Origin of the sequence: Candidatus Thiothrix sulfatifontis, from assembly GCA_022828425.1 — a bacterium.
Lineage (GTDB): Bacteria > Pseudomonadota > Gammaproteobacteria > Thiotrichales > Thiotrichaceae > Thiothrix > Thiothrix sulfatifontis.
In genome coordinates this window covers 2,009,359-2,030,090 of record CP094685.1, presented here as the reverse complement: position 1 = coordinate 2,030,090, position 20,732 = coordinate 2,009,359, and the positions used below count along the sequence as shown (strand labels likewise).

19 protein-coding genes and 1 pseudogene are annotated in these 20,732 nt (G+C 51.9%); 13 read left to right on the top strand and 7 right to left on the bottom strand.

The features are described 5' to 3' along the window. Positions 1–23: 23 nt before the first annotated feature. Positions 24–1,349: an outer membrane beta-barrel protein gene (locus L3K52_10385; protein ID UOG90614.1), complete on the bottom strand. Its 1,326-nt coding sequence runs from the start codon at positions 1,347–1,349 to the stop codon at positions 24–26. Positions 1,350–1,430: 81 nt separating this feature from the next. After that, positions 1,431–1,706: a DUF3817 domain-containing protein gene (locus L3K52_10380; protein UOG90613.1), complete on the bottom strand. Its 276-nt coding sequence runs from the start codon at positions 1,704–1,706 to the stop codon at positions 1,431–1,433. 185 nt (positions 1,707–1,891) lie between these two features. On the opposite strand from L3K52_10380, the gene L3K52_10375 reads away from it, so the two are divergent. Next, on the top strand, positions 1,892–3,097 hold the full coding sequence (locus L3K52_10375) for a hypothetical protein (protein ID UOG90612.1): 1,206 nt from the start codon (positions 1,892–1,894) through the stop codon (positions 3,095–3,097). 3 nt (positions 3,098–3,100) lie between these two features. Here the strand turns inward: L3K52_10375 and L3K52_10370 are convergent, their stop codons facing one another. Then, positions 3,101–3,799, bottom strand: a complete 699-nt coding sequence (locus tag L3K52_10370) for a Crp/Fnr family transcriptional regulator (protein ID UOG90611.1) — start codon at positions 3,797–3,799, stop codon at positions 3,101–3,103. Positions 3,800–3,971: 172 nt separating this feature from the next. On the opposite strand from L3K52_10370, the pseudogene L3K52_10365 reads away from it, so the two are divergent. From L3K52_10365 to L3K52_10340, 6 genes and pseudogenes are all read left to right on the top strand, one after another. Next, positions 3,972–5,017: pseudogene (locus tag L3K52_10365) on the top strand (AAA family ATPase). 91 nt (positions 5,018–5,108) lie between these two features. Next, positions 5,109–5,624 (top strand): Spy/CpxP family protein refolding chaperone, encoded by a 516-nt coding sequence (locus tag L3K52_10360; GenBank protein UOG90610.1) that lies wholly within the window; start codon positions 5,109–5,111, stop codon positions 5,622–5,624. 184 nt (positions 5,625–5,808) lie between these two features. Next, entirely contained in the window at positions 5,809–6,753 is a 945-nt protein-coding gene (locus L3K52_10355; GenBank protein UOG90609.1) for a metallo-mystery pair system four-Cys motif protein, read from the top strand. Positions 6,754–6,756: 3 nt separating this feature from the next. Then, complete coding sequence (locus L3K52_10350) at positions 6,757–7,950, top strand: di-heme enzyme (protein ID UOG90608.1); 1,194 nt, start codon at positions 6,757–6,759, stop codon at positions 7,948–7,950. A gap of 3 nt (positions 7,951–7,953) precedes the next feature. Beyond that, entirely contained in the window at positions 7,954–9,153 is a 1,200-nt protein-coding gene (locus tag L3K52_10345; protein UOG90607.1) for a hypothetical protein, read from the top strand. 92 nt (positions 9,154–9,245) lie between these two features. After that, a complete protein-coding gene (locus L3K52_10340; protein UOG90606.1) occupies positions 9,246–9,866 on the top strand; it encodes a hypothetical protein in 621 nt (206 codons plus the stop codon). Here the strand turns inward: L3K52_10340 and L3K52_10335 are convergent, their stop codons facing one another. Both L3K52_10335 and L3K52_10330 read right to left on the bottom strand, forming a co-directional pair. Further along, a complete protein-coding gene (locus tag L3K52_10335; GenBank protein UOG90605.1) occupies positions 9,867–10,733 on the bottom strand; it encodes a hypothetical protein in 867 nt (288 codons plus the stop codon). It abuts the gene before it with no gap. Positions 10,734–10,743: 10 nt separating this feature from the next. Further along, positions 10,744–12,039: a DEAD/DEAH box helicase gene (locus tag L3K52_10330; protein UOG90604.1), complete on the bottom strand. Its 1,296-nt coding sequence runs from the start codon at positions 12,037–12,039 to the stop codon at positions 10,744–10,746. 253 nt (positions 12,040–12,292) lie between these two features. Between L3K52_10330 and pckA the strand changes: the two genes are divergently transcribed. From pckA to ssb, 4 genes are all read left to right on the top strand, one after another. Then, positions 12,293–13,906 (top strand): phosphoenolpyruvate carboxykinase (ATP), encoded by a 1,614-nt coding sequence (gene pckA / locus L3K52_10325; GenBank protein ID UOG90603.1) that lies wholly within the window; start codon positions 12,293–12,295, stop codon positions 13,904–13,906. Between the two features lie 93 nt (positions 13,907–13,999). Next, the gene (gene dbpA / locus L3K52_10320) at positions 14,000–15,376 is read left to right on the top strand and encodes an ATP-dependent RNA helicase DbpA (GenBank protein ID UOG90602.1); all 1,377 of its coding nucleotides are present in this window, start codon (positions 14,000–14,002) and stop codon (positions 15,374–15,376) included. An 82-nt stretch (positions 15,377–15,458) separates the two neighbouring features. Continuing rightward, positions 15,459–16,817 carry an MFS transporter gene (locus L3K52_10315; protein UOG90601.1) on the top strand — a complete coding sequence of 453 codons (1,359 nt, stop codon included), beginning with the start codon at positions 15,459–15,461 and terminating at the stop codon, positions 16,815–16,817. Positions 16,818–16,849: 32 nt separating this feature from the next. Further along, on the top strand, positions 16,850–17,359 hold the full coding sequence (gene ssb, locus L3K52_10310) for a single-stranded DNA-binding protein (GenBank protein UOG90600.1): 510 nt from the start codon (positions 16,850–16,852) through the stop codon (positions 17,357–17,359). A gap of 230 nt (positions 17,360–17,589) precedes the next feature. Here ssb and L3K52_10305 read toward each other — a convergent pair whose 3' ends face one another. Together L3K52_10305 and radC are read right to left on the bottom strand one after the other, a co-directional pair. After that, a complete protein-coding gene (locus tag L3K52_10305; protein UOG90599.1) occupies positions 17,590–18,303 on the bottom strand; it encodes a hypothetical protein in 714 nt (237 codons plus the stop codon). A 37-nt stretch (positions 18,304–18,340) separates the two neighbouring features. Next, positions 18,341–19,012, bottom strand: a complete 672-nt coding sequence (radC, locus tag L3K52_10300; GenBank protein ID UOG90598.1) for a DNA repair protein RadC — start codon at positions 19,010–19,012, stop codon at positions 18,341–18,343. 52 nt (positions 19,013–19,064) lie between these two features. Between radC and coaBC the strand changes: the two genes are divergently transcribed. Both coaBC and dut read left to right on the top strand, forming a co-directional pair. Then, positions 19,065–20,288 (top strand): bifunctional phosphopantothenoylcysteine decarboxylase/phosphopantothenate--cysteine ligase CoaBC, encoded by a 1,224-nt coding sequence (gene coaBC, locus L3K52_10295; GenBank protein UOG90597.1) that lies wholly within the window; start codon positions 19,065–19,067, stop codon positions 20,286–20,288. Further along, positions 20,275–20,730 (top strand): dUTP diphosphatase, encoded by a 456-nt coding sequence (dut, locus tag L3K52_10290; protein ID UOG90596.1) that lies wholly within the window; start codon positions 20,275–20,277, stop codon positions 20,728–20,730. Before coaBC ends, dut begins: the two co-directional genes overlap by 14 nt. Positions 20,731–20,732 lie beyond the last annotated feature (2 nt).

Here is a 20,732-nt window from a genome sequence, read left to right as displayed (position 1 = left end):
AAGCCTCTCAGGTTTATTGGGGGTTAGTGATCATGGTGTTCGCCGTCATGCCCGCTATCCAGACTCCACTGGTATTGCAGCATGAGTTGGTCAAACGTTTTGTTCACGGCTTCACTGCGTCCGTCGCCATTAGTGTCCTCACCAATATCAAAATTGTTGTGAGCTACTTCCAAACGCAGTTGATGCTGCTTCGCGGGCTGCCAAGTAACCGCGACGGTATTACGCTTCATGTCATTGAAATAGCTGGTTTGCGTTGGAAACGGCGGCGCACTGGGGCGACGTGCCTCATGTTTACCACCGACACGTTCGTGGCGCAAACCTACCTGCCATTTTGGGGCTATTTGGTAGCGGCCTTGCACCGAATAACCGTCAACGTGCAAATCGCGTGGCTGCCCAACCAGATTGGGTTTATCTTCGTGGAAAGTCAGAGTCAAATCCTTATTCTGGTATAAATATTCGGCTGCCACGTTGAAATTGCCCACGTTGCTCACCTTGCCCGCGTTGTGTGCATACCCAGCACTAGTGCTCAACAAAGTGGCTTCGCCGCTCAAACCGTGATCCGCATCATTGATGCCGGGGTGATATTGATGCAATTCTTGGTGCTGGCGGGATTGCAGGTAAGACCCACCGCCGCTGATGGCATGTTTTTCACCCAGCTCTTTCTCAGCTTTAACGTAGACATGGCTGACTTGCGGGAAATCAGGCTGTTCGGGATAAGCAATGTTGGCGGTGCCGCCTTTGCTGGTTTGATAGCCGGTAACGCTATCTTCTTGCGCCGCAACGCCACGATTGCCGCCGTCCAATAATTCTATGCCGGTTCTCAAGTGCGTTCCGGCAATTTCCGGCTGCCATTCGAGTTGCACGCCTTCTTCAATCAAACCGCCATCCAGCAACATTTGCACCGGCAAATTTTGCTGCACGAATTCGGATTCGTGCGGGTGAATATTGTTCGCACCGAAGGCGCTCAGCAGCTTGCCTGCTTTGACGCTGGTGTTCGCAGGCAAGCGATAACGCGCCCATGCTTCTTCCAGTTCCACTTCGCCATCTTCGGGTAAAATTACACCCTTGACGCGCCCGTCGAGTTTATCGTTGGCTTGCCAATCCAACCCCGCTTCGATGCTGCGGATGTGTGCGCCCTGCTCCAATCCGCCGTGTGAATGGCCTTCATGCCCACCCGCGCCGTCACTGTGAACGTTGTAAATACCCAGTGCTTCTCCGGCATAACTTCCGGCATTACCACCTTCCGAATCGCCGTAAATCACCGAATCGACATACAACAGCGGTTCAACTTCCAGTGCCAGCACATTACCGGATGCCAGCAATACACCCAATGCGATATTTGCTTTCATTTGCTTATCCTTAACTTGCAACTAAGTTGCGACTTATAGCATAAGAAAGCGGGCTTGCCGATTGAAATTCCGCAATTCACATCAAAGCTGACGCGGTTTTAATACTTTGTGTTCAAACACGAAACTGCCAAACGGGATGAAAGCCGCAAATAAGCCCAAGCCCAACTGTTTGATATTCAAATGTTTACCCACAAAAAAAGCAACCAATGTCACCACATAAGCAATAAAAGCCGCACCGTGAATCGACCCCATCAACGTGACCGCTTCGGGGTAGCCAAACAGACGCTTGGCAGGAACCGCCAAAAATAACAGCAGCAACAAAGTACTGCCTTCGAGGATAGCAATTTTACTCAGCATGAGAATTCTCAATAACGTTGATCAGATCACCAGAATGCGTATTTTCCGAGTGTTTTACTTTGATATTTCTAAATTTGATGGAAGTTTAATCAGAAACGGCGCTGAACTTTGTGGTTTCGCAAAACAATTTGCATTAGTAATTAATAATATAATCACATATTAACTTTTTAACAGGAGATATTCTTATGTTTAACTTACGACACAAATTAGGGGAATCGTATTCCCCCTTGTATTTTTTATCGGCATTGGGTGCAGGCGGTGCAGTTGTTACCTTTTTTATGTACCTGATGTTCATGACGCCGCACCCAGGCACGCCAATACCGACATGGGAATCGCTGCAAGCAGTGCTGCATGGCAACAACCCCATGCTGCAATTATTGGTGGCGGTAGCGCTAGTGGGAACCGTCGTGTTTACGGTGCTGCACGTGCGCTTACTGGTATGGAATGTGAACGAATACCGCTACTTCCGCCGCACCGAGACGTTTCAGAAGTTGCTTAAAAGCAACTCGGAAGTGCAATTGATGGCAATCCCGCTCACGTTTGCGATGACAATTAATGTCGGTTTCATTGCGGGTGCGCTGTTTGTGCCGGGATTGTGGAGCGTGGTGGAATACCTGTTTCCGCTGGCAATTGTAGCATTCGGTATTGCAGGCTGGTTTGCGGCGCGTATTTTCATTGAATTCATGAGCCGCGTGTTGGTCACGGGGCATTTTGATTGCAGCCGTAATAATAATTTGAGCCAGATGTTAGCTATTTTCGCATTCGGCATGGTTGGGGTGGGTTTTTCAGCCGCTGCTGCCATGAGCACAGTACCGTTGACGTCTGGTATTGGTTTGGTGCTGTCATTGCTATTCATTAGCACCGCAGGCTTATTGGCCGTTACCAAATTGATTTTAGGTTTTCGTTCCATGTTGGAACACGGCATTGATCGCGAAGCGTCGGTATCGTTGTGGATCATTATCCCGATCATCACGGTCAGCGGCATTGCGTTGTATCGCTTGTCAATGGCGATGCACCATAACTTTGGCTTGCACATTGAACCGATTGAAAGCCTTGGGCTGTTGACCGTATTGCTCAGCGTGCAAATTCTGTTTGCAGTGCTCGGTTATGCAGTGATGCGGAAACTGGGCTATTTTGACGCTTACGTACACGGCAAAGAAAAGAGTGCGGGGTCATTTGCGCTGATTTGTCCGGGCGTGGCAGGCTATGTGATGGGATTTTTCTTTATCCACGTTGGGCTGGTCGGTACCGGCTTGTTGGAAAAGAATTCACTGGCATATTTCTTCCTGCTCGTGCCGTTGGTGGTGCTGCAAGTCCAAACCTTATGGACAATGTTGCACCTGAATGGCAAGTTGCTGAATAAGCCACAGCCAGCGCTGCTAACAGCATAATTATCACTCAATACCCACCGCTTGACGTAGCCCGGCAGCATCCAGCATTTGGATGTTGCCGCGAGCTTCACCAATAAACCCTTGGCGTTTCCAGTCAGCAAAAAAACGGCTGACTGTTTCAATTGTCACGCCCAATAACTCACCGATTTCACCGCGATTCAAGGGCAAGACTGCCCACGTATCCGGTGAATTCCCCGCACACCAGCGCAATAAAAACGAAGCCAAACGTTCGGCCGCTTTTTTCGCGCCAAGCTCCACTAACATGCTTTCCGCACGATGCAAACGTTCCAGCCAGCGTTTGGTCATTTCGGTTTCAATTTTAGGGTGCGTGTGTTTGAGCTTTAACAAATCCGCCAGTGGCAAGCGGCAAACTTCCACATTGTTCAATGCGATTGCCGAATGCTTGTAAGCAACGCCTGACAAACCACCAAACCCGAAAAAATCCCCATCACGCAGCAATTGCACAATGTGTGAACGTCCATCCGCCAAGGTATTGACAATTTTGACAAAACCTCGACGTAAAGTGAAGGCATGATGTGCTTCCATCCCTTGATGGTAGATAATTTCATCCGGCGCGTACTGGATAATGGCAGGCTGAAACGCCTGAATCTGTTCCACCTCTGCCGTATCTAAAGTAGCAAAAATAGTGATGGGTCGAATACTACAGGTCAAACAATGACCTTTGGCTTGGTGGTGTGGCACGTGCATTACCCTTAAGAAATCTTATTAGTGATTCATAATATACCCATGTTTTAATCAGGTGCAAAATTAGGGGTAATTGAATATGCCATATTTTCTAGCACATTTTACTTGTTAATATTAGAACGCCGCTTATTGCAAGCAGCGTGGAAACGGGAATAACTACCTGTTGGGTTTCTTGCAACGTTATCACTTCCCTCAAACCATGCAGGCAGACATTGCGGCAAAAACTTCCCCGGCTGCTAAAATGGAACGCTTTGTGGAACTGCTTGGTGAGCAGAAATTCCTGCTGCTGATCGACGAATACGACCACTTTGCCAACACCATTCTCGCGGATGACCTGCAACTGTTCCAAAAAATCATGGGCAAAGGCGGGTTTGTACGCAGTTTTTACGAAGTGCTGAAAACTGCCACTCAGCGCGGCACACTTGACCGGCTGTTTGTCACGGGTGTTACGCCAGTAATGCTCGATAGCATGACCAGTGGCTTTAATATTGGTGTGAATTTGTCGCTGCATGAAGATTTTAATGAAGCAGTGGGCTTTACCGAAGCAGAAGTTATCACCCTATTGCAACCGCTGGCGGATACCTGCCATTTATCGCTGGAAAAACTGCTGAGTGATACCCGTGCTTGGTACAACGGCTACCGCTTCAATCTCAAGGCAGAGCAAAGCGTTTATAATGCCAATATGCTGCTGTATTTCGTCAAAAATTTTGACCGCAAACGTTGTGAATACCCCAAGCCGATGCTGGATGAGAATATCGCCTCAGACTACGGCAAAATCATGAAGCTGTTCACCATCGGCAACCGTGATGACAATTTCGCGGTGCTGGATGAATTGTTGAATGCAGGTGAAGTACAAGCCACCCAGCGGCGTAAGCTCGACTTTGACAAGGAGTGTCTTGACCGCAACGATTTCATCAGCCTGCTGGCTTACAGGGGGGTTATCACCTTAAAACGTGATTCGTTGGCTGGACAATTTTTCACCATCCCCAACCAAGTGATCCGCGAGTTGTGCTTAAGGTCAACTTCCAGCATTTGATTGAGCTGAAATACAACAAAAAAGGCGATGGTGACAAAGGTTGGGAGGCCAAGAAACAGGAAGGCATTCAGCAAGTGCAAGGCTATTTGCAATTGCCCAGCATTTCAGCACTCAAGAACTTGAGCGCTTGGCTGATCGTGACTGATACGCAGCGCGTGGAAGTGTCTAAACTGGCTTGACAATACGCAATGCAATGAGCATTCATCACATTCATACTCTTGAAAGTCCCCCTAAAATAAACCTAACAAACCTTAAATCAGGAGAAACCCCATGTTGAAACCGATCAGTTACCTATTGCTGTCCGCCGCGCTTGTTGGCGTAGCTGTTGCCGATGATGCCGCCAAAACAACTGAAGCACATGCCATGCCTGCGGCTACCGCAGCCGTGCCGATTGATGCCGAAGCTGCCGCGAAACAAGCGACCATGAAAAACATGATGCACGCTAATCCGATGCCTAACTACATGGTCATCATTAGAAAAGAAGCGGATACCCTTAAATTGAATGACGAACAAAAAGCCAAAGTCGATGGCTGGTTCAACGAAAACAATTCCAAAGCGGCTGAAGTGGTCACAAAAATCGTCGCCGCCGAACAAGCCTTCGCAGAGGCGTCCATGAGTGGCACAAGTGAAGCCGATCTGATGAAACAGTTTGATGAAATGGCAGCGATGCGCCGCGCTTTAGCAGAACAAAAAACCAAATGCCGCGACCACATGCAAACCGTTTTGACCCCAGAACAATGGACGCAAGTGGTTAGTCTCCAAAAAGCATCTATGACCAGCAAATAATATCTCCCTCACATCCCGCCGATCAAGTGTGTGAAATAACACAGAAAAACGTGTTATTTCACACACCCATCTCATTGATAAAAACTCAAGTATTTAATAAAAAACAAAAAATCATCTGGCACAACATTTGCTATACCAGGAACACAAACCAATATTGACATTTATCAAACCAAAAGGTGGACGCATGAACCAAACAACATCATTGAAAACCGGACTGGCTGTGGCTGGCGCTTTATTCTTGACTGCCTGCGGTGGCGGCTCTAGCAGCAGTGACACCACCAGCACTGCCTCCACCGCAGTAGCGGCAACCGCCGCCACCACTAGCCTGACTATCCCCTTCGCAGCAAAAGCCGGAACAACCAGCATCAGTTGCGATGCCACCCTGACCGGGCTGGGTTCATCCGGTGATAGTGGTAAAGTCAGTGATTTTGCCTTCTACATCCACGACATTATGCTGAAAACCAGTGATGGCAAAAGCGTCAGCACCACCTTAGATGACAACGCTTTCCAAGACCCACAATACGGCGTAGCGATGTTAGATTTCCAAGACAAAACGGATTCCTGTAACGGCGCTGTCAAAACCACCAACAAAGAAGTCAAACTCAAAGCAGCCGTTGACCCCGCCACTGTCACGGGCATTGAATTTATAGTCGGTGTACCTTCCACTGCCAACCACCACAACGCCAGCACTTCGCGTGCGCCTTACAACCGGGCGGGGATGTTCTGGGCTTGGCAGTCTGGTCACAAATTTATGCGCTTGGATATTAACCCCACCGCCTTGGTGACAAAACTGGATAGCACCACCACCAAAACCTTCAACCTGCATCTGGGTTCTACCGGCTGTTCTGGCGACCCAACCATCGGCGCAGTCGTTACTTGCACCAGCCCCAACCGCCCCACCGTCAAATTGGATGGTTTTAAAGTCACCGGTTCAACTACAAGCACGGTCGTGCTAGATTATGCCAAAACCATCGCTGGAACGAACATCAACATTGACACGGGTAGCGCCATTGGCTGTATGTCTGGACAAGACGACAAAGATTGCCCCGCTATCTTCGGCAATCTTGGTTTGGCACACAGCCTTGGCAGTACCACCCCCGGCTCACAACAGGCATTCTCTATTCAGTAACGGATGAAACCAATCAATTTTTTACAGACCACCGCGAGCGTAGCCCTTATCACGGGCTGCGCCTTGCTGTTGAGCGGCTGCCCAGAAAAGGACAGCCGCACGACTATTAACACTGGCGATGGTACAACCTTCGCCAGCCGTGATTTTATCTGGAACATTCCTGCGGATTATCCACTGCCGGTCGTTCCCATCACCAACGTGCTGACCGAAGAGAAATTCCAACTCGGCAAGCACCTGTTTTATGACCGGCGCTTGTCTGGCAATGGCACGCAAGCCTGTGCTTCTTGTCATGTGCAATCCTTAGCATTTTCGGATGGCGCTATCCGCCCGTTGGGGTCAACGGGTGAAATGCACCCACGTCATTCCCAAGCCTTGGTGAATATTGCCTATAACGCTTCCGTCAATTGGGGAAATCCCACCACTGTCACCTTGGAACAACAAGCGCCTGTGCCGATGTTCGGCGAATTTCCGGTGGAACTGGGCATCAACGACGCCAATAAAGACGCCGTTCTCGCACGCTTCAAAGCCGAACCGCGTTACGCCGACCTGTTTGCCAAAGCGTTTCCGGGGGAAGCCAGCCCGATCCATTTCGATAATATGGTCAAGGCGTTAGCGAGTTTTGGGCGGGGTTTGAACAGTTTCAATAGCCCGTTTGACAAGCATGAAGCAGGCGATACCACCGCCTTATCTGCTCCCGCCCTACGGGGGATGCGGCTGTTTTTCGATGAGAAAACCGAGTGTTTCCATTGCCATGATGGTATGAATTTCACCCAATCGTCGTTTGATCGCACCCAAAGTTTCGCCAGCGCGGTGTTTTTCAACAATGGGCTATACAATATTGACGGCAAAGGTGGCTACCCCGAAGGCGGCGAAGGCATTTATGAAATCACCGCTAAGCCAGAAGACATGGGGCGTTTCCGTCCACCCACTTTGCGCAATATCGCCCTGACCGCGCCTTATATGCACGATGGCAGCATTGCCACGCTGGAAGAGGTGGTGCGCCATTACAATGATGGCGGGCGCAATATCACCAGCGGCGCGAATGCCGGGGATGGGCGGCTGAACCCCAACAAGAGCAGTTTCATCCGCCCCATCGGTATGACTGAGCAGGAAATACAGGATATGGTCGCCTTTCTGGAAAGCCTCACCGACCGCGACTTTGTGACCAACCCACGTTTTGCCAACCCTTGGGAATAAGCCATGCTCCGCACTGTTACAAGTTTCGCCTTACTGATCTCACCATTGGCGGTATTCGCTCACACCGACGAACACAAGCACACGCCTGATCCGACCACGACCACCGAAGTCGGCGCGGCTGCCAGCATGACGTGGCATTCGCAAGGCGCGGCAGACAGTGACGGGCTGTGGCGCATTCCCGGCGTGATGATGGGTGGGCATTCCTTGCCCGTTGAAAAAGGCGGCAAGCTGGATGATGCTATCCTGTGGGGTTCACACCGTTTGGGCGAACGCACCACCGTCAGCGCCAAAGCCGGGGTACACAATGACGGCACAACCAGTATTGAACTGGAAAACCTAACGCTGGATTACCAACCGAATACGCCCAAACCCGTTACCCTGAGCGCAGGTTTGCTAGAACCGGCGTTTACGCCATCAGCTCACCATCACCCCAGCACTGACACCTTTGCCGAAAGCACCTTGCTGGCAGATGCGTTTTGGGGCAGAAGTATTCATGACACGGGCGTGCGCGTCGCGGGCAACCCCACTGCCAATACCGAAGTCGGGGTCGAAGTGTGGAACGGTGACTTTTTCCCTGCCAGCAAGGGCGAAGGGGCGCAGGATATTTACGCCAAATTCAACCACGAACGCGCAGGCTGGGATTTAAACGGCGGCGCATGGGCGATGCAGGCAAATGCGGCTAAACGTAGCGATGACCGCTATTTTTCCACCGACCATTCTCACACACCCAGCGGCGTTACCCTGACGGATGTGCAGTTCAGCGGCGACACCCGCATGGCTGGCACTTGGTTTGCACTATCCGCCCCGGAAAAACACGGCATCAAGGCAGGCTTGCGTTACGAAGCCGCACAAGCGCAATCCAGCGGTACGCTGTCGGATACCACCCGCACCGCCAACTATGACAGCGATCACTTGGCCTATGCAGTCACCCCCAGTTTGGAATGGCGCAAGCTAAAGCTCAGTTACCGGCTGGAAAAATTGTCACTGGAAAACGACCTTGGCGGCAATGGTGCACAAGTGTTAGCCGATGAAGCCAAGCTGATCACCGATGCCAACCCCAAGCGCGAAACCGTGCAAGTGAATTGGCAGTTCAACAAAAAGGTGGGAGCACGGCTGGCGTATACCCAAGACAATACGCTGGCGGAAACCGATGATCGGGTCAGTGTTGGGCTGGTGTGGCAAGACACCTTATACAAAAAATAGGCCGTGTTATTCCATTCATGCAGTGCCCAACTGCACTATAGTTAAAGAGATGCACGCATCTATGCTGCATTTCTATCAGCGAGGGCAACACCATGAAACAATTATTAGCCAGTGCGTTACTGCTCACTGCGACAGCGAGCGTGCAAGCCACGGTTTCCGAATATACCGAATTTTTTATCCCTTACGAACGCACGCAAAGCGGCTACGTGTGTTTAGACGAGCAGCTCATGGAGGCTGAATTCGGCATCCCCTTAGCCAGCTTGATGGAAGGGATTTTTTCCGAAACCAAAACCCTGCACCAAGTATTAGGTGGAACAAGCACTTATCAAAACATCAACTTATTGGTGAATGGCACGACCACGATTCCCTACATTTACAACTTTGACCGTTACACCAGCAGCGGGGTGTTTGAATATTCCTTCACACTGGATATGGCAGCATTTAACACCTTAAATGGCGCAACCGTTGCCGGGCGGCAAAAGACCAAAAACACCGCGAAATTGGCGCTCATTGCGATGCTCAAGACCGCAGAAGCCATACACGGCGCGGGTAATTTCAGGGTGTGGGTAAAGTTCAATAACTTGCCATCACAAACGGGTTTGAGCGGGAGTCTGGTGCACAGCGGTGGTGTGGATTGGCCTACCTGGCCTTATACCGCGTCGAGCAGCATTTACAGCACGTATCGGGCAGAGATGCTTGCAGCCGGGTGTTAATCATAAACAAGCACTGCGCAAACGGGCTTCCACCCGCAATGCGGTCATGCGCTGGGTATCCGCGATGGCGGGATATAGGTGAAAATGTGCCGCCACTTCCTGCGCGTAACGACTCGCCAATTGCTCCACCCGCTCGCGACTTTCCAGTGATAATGCCTGCAAGGTCAATAAACGGGGCGCAAGCCGCTGTAAGTAACGGGCGCACAAATCTTGTTCTGCCACTTTTGCCCAGGTTTCACGCAATAACAGCGGCGGAAAATGACTCGCTGCCAGCACGTCGCTCACCACCTCACCAGCGGCATTCAACGCCAGCCCAGTGCCATCGGCTGCCCGCACAAACCATTGCGCTTGCGGATTTTGCCCCGCGCAATATTTCACCTGCTGCTCCAGCCGGTAACTGAGTGGGGGCAGCCCACGCCGCGCTTCTTCGGGGGTATTGTCCAACTCTAATTGGCTGGCGCTGATGCATTTCCATGCGGGGTGAATGGTGGCTTGGCGCATTTCCTGCGGCTGGCGGCAACTGGCTAATAAGGCCAATGGCTGGCGCGTTCTGTCTTCCAGCAACCAAAATTCGTAATAATCGTCTTGTGGCAAGGGGACTTGCGCCGTTTCTAGCGCGGCGACCATCACCCCATGCGCGGCTTCCACCGCAGAGCGGTCAATGCTGGGGTCGAGTGGAAAAGGTTTGAAACCGGCGCTGCGTTCCCAACGGCCGATTCGCGCATAACCGATACCACGCGGGGTGGTGCATTTAAACTGAAGCTCCCAGTCCACACCATTAAAACTTAAGGCGCGAATCTGCGCATTCGCCACTACCTGCAAAACGCCATTGAAAGGATTGTGTAAGCGCTTTGCGTAAGTATCCATGAATAACCTGTTAGTTAGGATGCGGACGGGGTTTTCTGCGCCGCTGTTCACCACCGCCACCTTGCTGACGGCGATTATTGTCTTGCCCGTGATGGGCAACGCGTTCACGCTGACTGCGCGGCGGACGCTGCAAGTCACTTGGCAGCAATTCCGCATTAATCCGCGCAACTGGCAACGGCTTGCCGGTATACGCTTCAATATCTGGCAAATAAAACGCGGTATCTTCACACGCAAAACTGTGCGCTTCGCCCGACGCACCGGCACGCGCAGTGCGCCCAATGCGATGCACGTAATCTTCTGCCACTTGCGGCAAATCAAAGTTGAATACGTGCGACACATCAGGAATGTGCAACCCCCGTGCCGCCACGTCGGTTGCAATCAATACCTGAAAATCACCCGCTTCAAATGCTTGCAACAGCTTTTCGCGCTTATTCTGGCGCACATCGCCGGAAATCAAATCGGACGTAATGCCATTCGCCCGCAAATAATCGTCAATCTTTTCAGCAATGTGCTTGGTATTCACAAACACAATCGCTCGAAACGGCTGAAGCTTACGGATTAACCCAATCAACAACGGAATTTTTTCGTCATTTGCCGGAAAATACACGTGTTCAGCGATATTGTCCGCGCCGACCGATTCGGTTTCGATTTTCACCTGCTGCGGGTTATTCATGTGCTCGTAAGCCAATTCCAACACGCGCTGCGATAAGGTCGCGGAAAACAACATATTCAAGCGCTTTGCCGGTGGCGGCAATTTGTGCATCAAATAGCGCACATCCTGAATAAAACCCATGTCAAACATACGGTCAGCTTCATCCATGACCAACGCTTGCGCGTGCTTCAGCGTAAACACATGCTGCTTGTAATAGTCGATAATGCGCCCCGGCGTGCCGATCAATACGTCGACGGGTGCTTCAAACTGGCGGCGTTGTTTGTCGTAACCCGCGCCCCCGTAGACCAGCACCGAACGCAAGCCGGTGTGTTTACCCAGTTCTTCCGCATCCCGCGCAATCTGAATCGCTAATTCGCGAGTTGGCGCAAGAATCAAACAACGCACACTGCCCGCTGCTGCATCCGGTAGCGGATTCGTCAGCAAATGCTGAAAAATGGCGACCAAGAATGCGCCCGTTTTCCCCGTACCCGTTTGGGCTTGCCCGGCAATATCTTGCCCTGCCAAGGCCAATGGCAAGGTTTCCACCTGAATGCGCGAGCAAAACTCAAAGCCCGCTTCTGCCAACGAAGCCAGTAAGCGCTCATCCAGCGGAAACGTATCGAAACGTGTTTGACTTAAGTAAAAATTTTCCATTGCGTGAGAATATCACAATGAATCAGCAAGTCAGCACAAAAAGCACGCCAACTTTGCCGGATTTTTCAAGAAAACCTTAGACAACCCCGCATTGTCGACAGGCATTCATTAATATGTCGACAATATTGCTATTTATCAGTAAATTTACGCGCAAATGTATTCTAATAGTCAACATCGTGCGCTATTATTCTTTGCCTTCTTACCGTGAACATGACACATTGTCGACACTATACGGCGCTACCGGAGGCGTAATATGAGTACAACTGCTACACTGGCACAACACCTTGCCAGTACGTTGGGGCTTAAAAACACCAATAAACTTTACTGGAACCAATCCTCCCCGGTTCTCTACGAACAAGCCCTCAACCGCAGCGAAGGCAAAATCAGCGAAGCTGGTGTCTTTGTCGCCTACACGGGTACATTTACGGGTCGCGCCCCCAATGACAAATTCATTGTGGATGACGCTGGCTCACACGATAAAGTGTGGTGGGGCAAAGTCAATAAAGCACTCACCGAAGCACAATTCGACCAAGTATTGGCGGATGCGCTTCAGTTTTTGGAAGGGCGCGAATTATTCGTCCAAGACTTGCTGGCTGGTGCAAGCGAAGCCGACGAATTGCCGGTACGCATTATTTCGCAATACGCTTGGCACGCCCTGTTTGCGCGGAATATGTTCATTCGCCCCGACGACTTGAACCGCACCTTAGGCGTAGACGAACCCAAATTCACCGTCATCCACGTACCCGATATGCAAGCCGACCCGGAAAAGCACGGCACGCATTCGGGCGCATTCGTGCTCTTGAACCTGACACGCGGGCTGATTCTGATTGGTGGCACGCACTACGCGGGCGAAATCAAGAAATCCATTTTCTCGGTGCTCAACTATTTGTTGCCACAGCGCGGCATTATGTCGATGCACGCTTCTGCCAATGTCGGCAAAGAGGGCGATGTGGCGATTTTGTTTGGCTTATCCGGCACGGGCAAAACCACGCTCTCGGCTGACCCGAATCGCGCCCTGATCGGCGATGACGAACACGGCTGGAGCGATCACGGCGTATTCAATTTGGAAGGCGGCTGTTACGCCAAAGTCATTAATTTGTCCGCAGAACAAGAGCCGATGATCTACAAAACCACCCAAACCTTCGGCACGGTGCTGGAAAATGTGGTGATGGATCAAGCGACCCGCAAGCTGAATTTGGATGACAATAGTCTCACCGAAAACACCCGCGCCAGCTACCCGATTACGCAAATTCCGGGCGCGTTATACCCCGGCAAAGCAGGCCACCCCAAACACATTATTATGCTGACCTGCGATGCATTTGGCGTATTGCCACCGATTTCCAAGCTCACCACCGAACAAGCGATGTACCACTTCATTTCCGGTTACACCGCCAAAGTCGCGGGCACAGAAAAAGGCGTGACCGAACCCACCGCAACGTTCAGCACCTGCTTTGGTGCGCCCTTCATGGCGTTGCACCCCTCGGTGTATGCGGACTTGCTTGGTGCGAAAATCAACGAACACGGCGTGTCTTGCTGGCTGGTCAATACCGGCTGGACCGGCGGCGGCTATGGCGTCGGTAAACGCATGAACATTCACCATACCCGCAGCATGGTGAATGCCGCGCTGAATGGGGATTTGGATCAGGTGGATACCCGCCGCGATGCCATTTTCGGTTTGAACATCCCGGTTTCGTGCCCGGATGTGCCGTCTGACGTCTTAGAACCGTCATCCACGTGGGCGGATAAAGCGGCGTATACCGCCAAGGCGACCTATCTGGCGTCACTGTTCCACAAAAACTTTGCGCAATACAGTGCGGGTGTTTCTGCTGCTATTTGCGCGGCTGCGCCATTGCAAGGCAAGGAATAATGCCTCACGCCCTTCTCGCGCGCGGGGAGAAGGGCGTTTTGCGGTAAAATCCGCTATAATGTGGCCTTAACCCCTGACCCCAAGAGCCACCCCATGCCCGCTTCTTTCGCGAATTTGAACCTCCCCCCCCAACAACTCGCCAATCTGGGCAACTTGGGTTACAAACTGATGACGGGGATTCAAGCCAAAGCCCTGCCCCACGCTTTACAAGGCGCTGATTTAATCGGGCAAGCCAAAACCGGCAGCGGCAAAACCGCCGTGTTTGCAATTACCTTGCTGGCAAAACTAGACCCGCAAAATTTCGCCGCGCAAGCCTTGGTACTCTGCCCGACCCGCGAACTCAGTGCGCAAGTCGCCACCGAAATCCGCCGCTTGGCACGTTACCAGCCCAATATCAAAGTCGTGACTTTAACCGGCGGGCAACCCCTTGCTCCGCAAGCCGCTTCCCTAGAACACGGCGCACACGTCATTGTCGGCACACCGGGGCGCATTAACGACCACATCGGCAAACACACCATCGAACTCAACCAAATCCACACGCTGGTGCTCGACGAAGCCGACCGCATGTTGGAAATGGGTTTCATGGAAGACATCGGCAAAATCATTAGCCTTACCCCGAAACACCGCCAGACCCTGCTGTTTTCTGCCACCTACCCCGACGACATTAAACGCCTGAGTGCGCAATTCCAACGCAACCCGATCGAAGTCAAAGCCGAAGCCTTGCATACCGCCGGGGTCATTAACCAGTATTCGTACCTGTGCAATAAAACTGAACGGCTGGCCGCACTCGAAACCTTGCTGGCGCATTACAAACCGCGTTCGGCGGTGATTTTCTGCAATATGAAAGTCGGCGTACGCGAAATCACCGAACATTTGAGCCAACTCGGTTTCAGCGTCAAAGCCTTGCACGGCGAAATGGAACAGCGTGACCGCGACGAAGTATTCGTGCAATTCAAACACAACAGCTTCAATTTGCTGGTCGCCACCGACGTTGCCGCACGCGGGTTGGACATCGAAGACCTGCCCTGCGTCATCAACTACGAATTACCGCACGATGCCGACATTTACATCCACCGCATCGGGCGTACCGGACGCGCGGGCAAGGAAGGCATGGCACTCAATCTACTCACCGATGCCGAACGCCACAAACTGGCTGACATTGGCATTGCGCAGAAAACCGAACTGGACTACGAAGTGATTTCCGCCCTGCCCAAAGCGGCGCTCAGCCCTACTCAACCCAGCAATGTCACGCTGTGCATTGCGGCGGGGCGCAAGGAAAAAGTCCGCCCCGGCGACATCCTCGGCGCACTCACCGGCGAAGATGGCATTAATGGTAAATCGGTCGGCAAAATCGACGTATTGGAATACGCCGCCTACGTTGCGGTCGAGCGTAGCGCTGCCAAACAAGCGTTGAATTGCCTGCTGAATGGCAAGATCAAAGGGCGTAAGTTCAAAGTCAAATCGCTATGATAACGTTGTGAGGGATGTTTCATCCTCGGCGAAAACCGCTACTATATGTCCCTACTTTGTTTTGTAGAGCGGTAACAAACCTATGAATAGTCTGGAATGGCGCGTCACCGCCTCCCTTGCTGCGATTTATGCGGTGCGGATGTTGGGTCTGTTTATGATCCTGCCCGTATTCGCGCTGTATGCAGAAACCTTCCCGGATTCCACCCCCGCGTTGGCGGGCTTAGCCATTGGCATTTACGGTTTATCGCAAGCGGTGTTCCAAATCCCACTCGGCATTCTTTCGGATAAAGTCGGACGCAAGCCGGTCATTATCGGTGGTTTGTTGGTATTTGCGCTGGGAAGCGTGATTGCAGCACTGGCGTCATCCATGTGGCTCATCGTGCTGGGGCGCATGATTCAAGGCATGGGCGCGGTGGCTGCGCCAACGATGGCACTGGCGGCGGATTTGATTCGCGAAGAACACCGCATTCGCACCATGGGCGTGATTGGGCTAACCATTGGGGTGTCCTTCATGCTGGGAATGATTCTGGGGCCGATTGTCAGTCAAGTGGGTGGTGTTCCCAGTATTTTCTGGTTAACCATGCTGCTCGCGCTATCGGGGATTGCGTTGGTGGTATTCGTGATTCCCAACCCCGCGCGCACCTTGCAACACCGTGACGCCGGTATCATCAAAAGCTACCTCAGCACAGCGCTTAGTAATGCGGCGTTATTGCGCATGAATGTGGGGGTTTTTATCCTGCATTTGGTGATGACAGCCAACTTTTTGGTATTGCCCACCCTGTTCACCCACGAATTGGGGCTGCCGACGGCGGAGCATTGGAAGGTGTATTTGCCGGTATTCATTGGCTCATTCGTGCTGTCTGTCCCGCTGATTATTATGGCGGAAAAACAGCGCAAGATTCGCCCGCTCTTGCTGGGTTGCACCGTCTTACTGATTATTGCCGAATTACTCATGGCAGCCGGTCATGCTCAGATCGTGTGGTTGCTGGTCGCTTTTTGGCTGTTTTTCATTGGTTTTAACTTTTTGGAGGCGGTACAACCGTCGTTAGTGGCTAAATATTCCGACGTTAATACCAAGGGAACCGCGATGGGGATTTTCAGTAGCTCGCAGTTCTTAGGCATCTTTGCAGGCGGTACTCTCGGCGGCATGGTGAATCATGAATGGGGCGCAACCGGCGTATTCCTGTTCAGTGCGGTGGTGGTGGGCATCTGGTTATTAGTCGCGCTGCAATTGCCTCAGCCGACTTTTTATACCAGTAAAATACTGAAGCTGGATCCGTTGCTGTTTTCTGACCCGCAACGCTTGCATACCGAATTGCTGGCTGTCGCTGGCGTAAAGGAAGTTGCACTCGCCGCCGAAGAATGCATCGCTTATCTGAAAATCGACAAGACCGCACTCGATCAGGCGGGCTTGGATGCATTCTCACCCGCTTCAGCGTAGAATCTCGCGAAATATTGACATAAGGAACGAACATGGCAAATGGTATCAACAAAGTCATTCTGGTTGGCACGGTGGGCAGAGACCCTGAGATGAAATACATGCCCAGCGGTGACGCAATCGCCAATATCAGTGTCGCCACCAGTGAATCATGGAAAGACAAAAATACCGGCGAGAAGAAGGAAGCCACTGAATGGCACAACGTGACTTTTTACCGAGGCTTAGCCAAAGTCGTTGGTGATTATGTTCGCAAAGGCCAATTGCTTTACGTCGAAGGCAGCCTGAAAACCCGTTCGTGGGAAAAAGATGGGCAAAAACACTACCGCACCGAAGTGAACGCCACCGATATGAAAATGCTGGGCGGGCGTCCCGGCGGCGGCATGGGTTCGGGCAATTACGACGACTCATCCGCCGCCCCCGCGCAACGCAGCAGTAATCAAGGCGCTAGTAATGGCGGTGGTTACGGTGGCAATGCACCCTCTGCGCCAGCAGACAATGCACCGAGTCGTGGCTTTGAAGACTTCGACGATGATATTCCCTTCTAAATCGCATCTAGGGGATACCCTTGTACAAGCTGGTCTTGGTGCCAGTAGGCAGGCCGCGACTCAGCCCCTATAATCTTCCCCAGTGCTTGTACTGGAGAGCGCATTAGACGCCAGCTAGGAGGAATACAAGCACTAAACCATGTTGTGACAAGTTATTATAATGACACAACATTAAAATTAGAAAAAAACATCCAAAGCCACCGACTCAAATCGGTGGCTTTTTTCTTTGTTTAACTCTCAAAGCCTTGACCAATCCACGCTGTCAGCGTTTCATGGAACATCACATCGGTCAATTCTTCAACAATTGCCGCTTCAATGTCTTCCGCTTCGTGATCCTGTACTTCGGTTTGCGCCGTTTCCAGCATTTCGGCACGGACTTGCGCCAAATACGCCAAAATCTCTTCCGCTTCAGTGCGTTCAATCGGCAACATCCCAAAGCTGAAGATATTCTGCTCATTCGGCAGCTTCAATAAACGCGACGCAATGCAAATATTGGTGGGAATATTGGTCGCATCCAATTGCGCCAACACGCTTGGCTCATCTGAACCCAAGCGGCGCACTTCCACTTTTTTACCGACTTTGCCCAACACTTCCCACAACGCGAGTTCGGAATGTGCAAACGCATCCAAATACTGACAGGCGAACGATTTATCTTCCTGTTGCACGCGGGCGCGAATAAAGGCTTCCAGCACACTTTCGCCGTCTTCATTGGTTTCGGTCGTTACAAAATGCTCAAACACATGCGAATGCGCCATTTGCCCTAAGGGTTCTTCATCAAGGTAATCCAGCACTTCGTCGCCGGATAATTCCAGCATTTCAGCGGCATAAGCAATCGCATCGGAGAAGACTTCAACCATCCACTCTTCCCACGGCGGGTTCGCAATATAAGCGCTCAGCAGCTCCATTGCGCCGCTGACTTGTTGTTCCTGTTCGGCTGTAATCACGGGATAAATCCTTTTTTAATGGTGGTAAACGGTTATTCTACAACAACCCACGTTCGGCAAACGAGACTACTTGATCGCCGATCACAAAATGATCCAACACCCTAACATCAATTAAATGCAAAGCATCTTTGAGCTTTTGGGTAATGCGCTCATCCGCCTGACTGGGTTCGGCAACGCCGGAAGGGTGATTATGCGCGAAAATAATGGCCGCTGCATTGTGATGTAACGCACGGCGCACCACTTCACGCGGGTGTACACTTGCCCCGTCAATCGTCCCGCGAAACAGCTCTTCGTACTGAATCACCCGGTGACGATTATCGAGGAATAAACAGGCGAATACCTCAAAACGGTAATCGCGCAATTTGGAAGTCAGGTAAAAACGTACCGCCTCAGGGTCACTTAGCGCGTCCCCACGCCGCATCTTTTCGCTGAGGTAACGTTTGGACATTTCCAACACCGCTTGCAATTGCACGTATTTGGCTTCCCCCATCCCGTGCGTTGCACAAAAATTTTGTGCGTCTGCATCAAATAATTGACGTAAACTGCCAAACGTTTGCAGCAGTTCGCGGGAGAGGTCAACCGCCGTCTTGCCCTTGACCCCGACACGCAAAAAAATTGCCAGCAATTCGGCATCGGACAAGGCTGGTGCGCCGCGTAACATCAATTTTTCACGCGGGCGTTCATCAAGAGGCCAGTCAGTAATTGCCATGGGTTTCGCTTTTATTGTTGAGTAGGATTCAAGGGTTTAAAACACAAATTTTATGGCATTCCTTCCTAGTAAGAACATCCTTTTAGGGATAAGTGGCGGTATCGCCGCCTACAAATCCGCTGAACTGACACGTTTGTTAGTGAAACAAGGCGCGAACGTGCGGGTGTGCATGACCGCCTCCGCCCAAGCCTTCATTACCCCGCTGACGCTGCAAGCGTTGTCCGGCAACCCGGTGCATACCGAATTGCTCGACCCGCAAGCCGAAATGGGCATGGGGCATATCGAATTGGCACGCTGGGCAGATGTGATTTTGATTGCGCCTGCCACCGCCAATACCTTGGCACGCTTAACTTGGGGCGTGGCGGATGATTTATTGAGTACGGTTTGCCTTGCCTCCACTGCCCGCGTGATCGTTGCCCCGGCCATGAATCAGCAAATGTGGAAACATGCCGCCACCCAGCACAACCTGCAAACCCTGCAAACACGCGGCGTGACGGTGTTCGGCCCGGCAGAAGGGGTGCAAGCCTGTGGCGATACCGGCTTGGGGCGAATGCTCGAACCTGCGGACATTGTGCGCGAATTAGAAGCCTGTTGCGCTACCAGCCAATTGCTGCAAGGGGTGCGCGTCTTAATTACTGCAGGTCCCACCCGCGAAGCGATTGATCCAGTGCGTTTTCTCACCAATCGCAGTTCCGGCAAAATGGGTTACGCGGTCGCCTCCGCAGCAGTCAGCATGGGCGCAAAGGTCATGTTGGTTTCCGGGCAGGTGGCGTTGGATTGCCCCGCTGGAGTAAGCCGCGTTATCACCGAATCGGCAGCGGACATGCTCAACGCCACCCGTGAAGCCGCCAAACAAGCGGATTTGTTCATTGCCACCGCCGCCGTTGCTGATTACACCCCGGTCAGCGTGGCAGACCGCAAAATCAAAAAAAACGCGGCTACCCTTCATCTGGAAATGCAGCGCACCACCGATATTTTGGCTACCATCAAGCAAACCTACCCGCACCTGTTCACCGTAGGCTTTGCCGCCGAAACCCACGATTTAATGACCTACGCCCGCAGCAAACTGGAACGCAAAAACCTCGACATGATCGCCGCGAATTCGGTAGCAGATGGCAAAGCCTTCGACCAACCCACCAATGCGCTCGAAGTGGTGTGGAAAGACGGGCATACTTCCCTGCCTGAAATGGATAAACACGCGCTTGCCACAGCCTTGATGAAATTAGTGGCAGCCCAATACTTGCAACGGAAGCAACCGACACATGACCACGATTGAATACAAAATCCTCGACCCACGCATTGGCACTGAATTTCCTTTACCCGAATACGCCACCATCGGCTCGGCGGGCATGGATTTACGCGCCTGTTTGGATGCACCGCTGGTATTGAATGCGGGGGACACAGAACTCATTCCCACTGGCATTGCGATTCACATCGGCGACCCAACGCTGGCTGCTGTCATTTTGCCGCGTTCTGGTTTGGGGCATAAACACGGGATTGTGCTAGGGAATCTGGTCGGTTTGATTGATTCGGACTACCAAGGGCAATTATTCATTTCCTGCTGGAATCGGGGTAACGACAGCTTCACGATTCAACCGGGCGAACGCATTGCGCAATTGGTCTTTGTGCCGGTGGTGCAAGTAGCGCTGCAACAGGTTGACGATTTCGACCAGTCGCACCGTGGTGAAGGCGGTTTTGGACATTCCGGGCGGCACTAAAG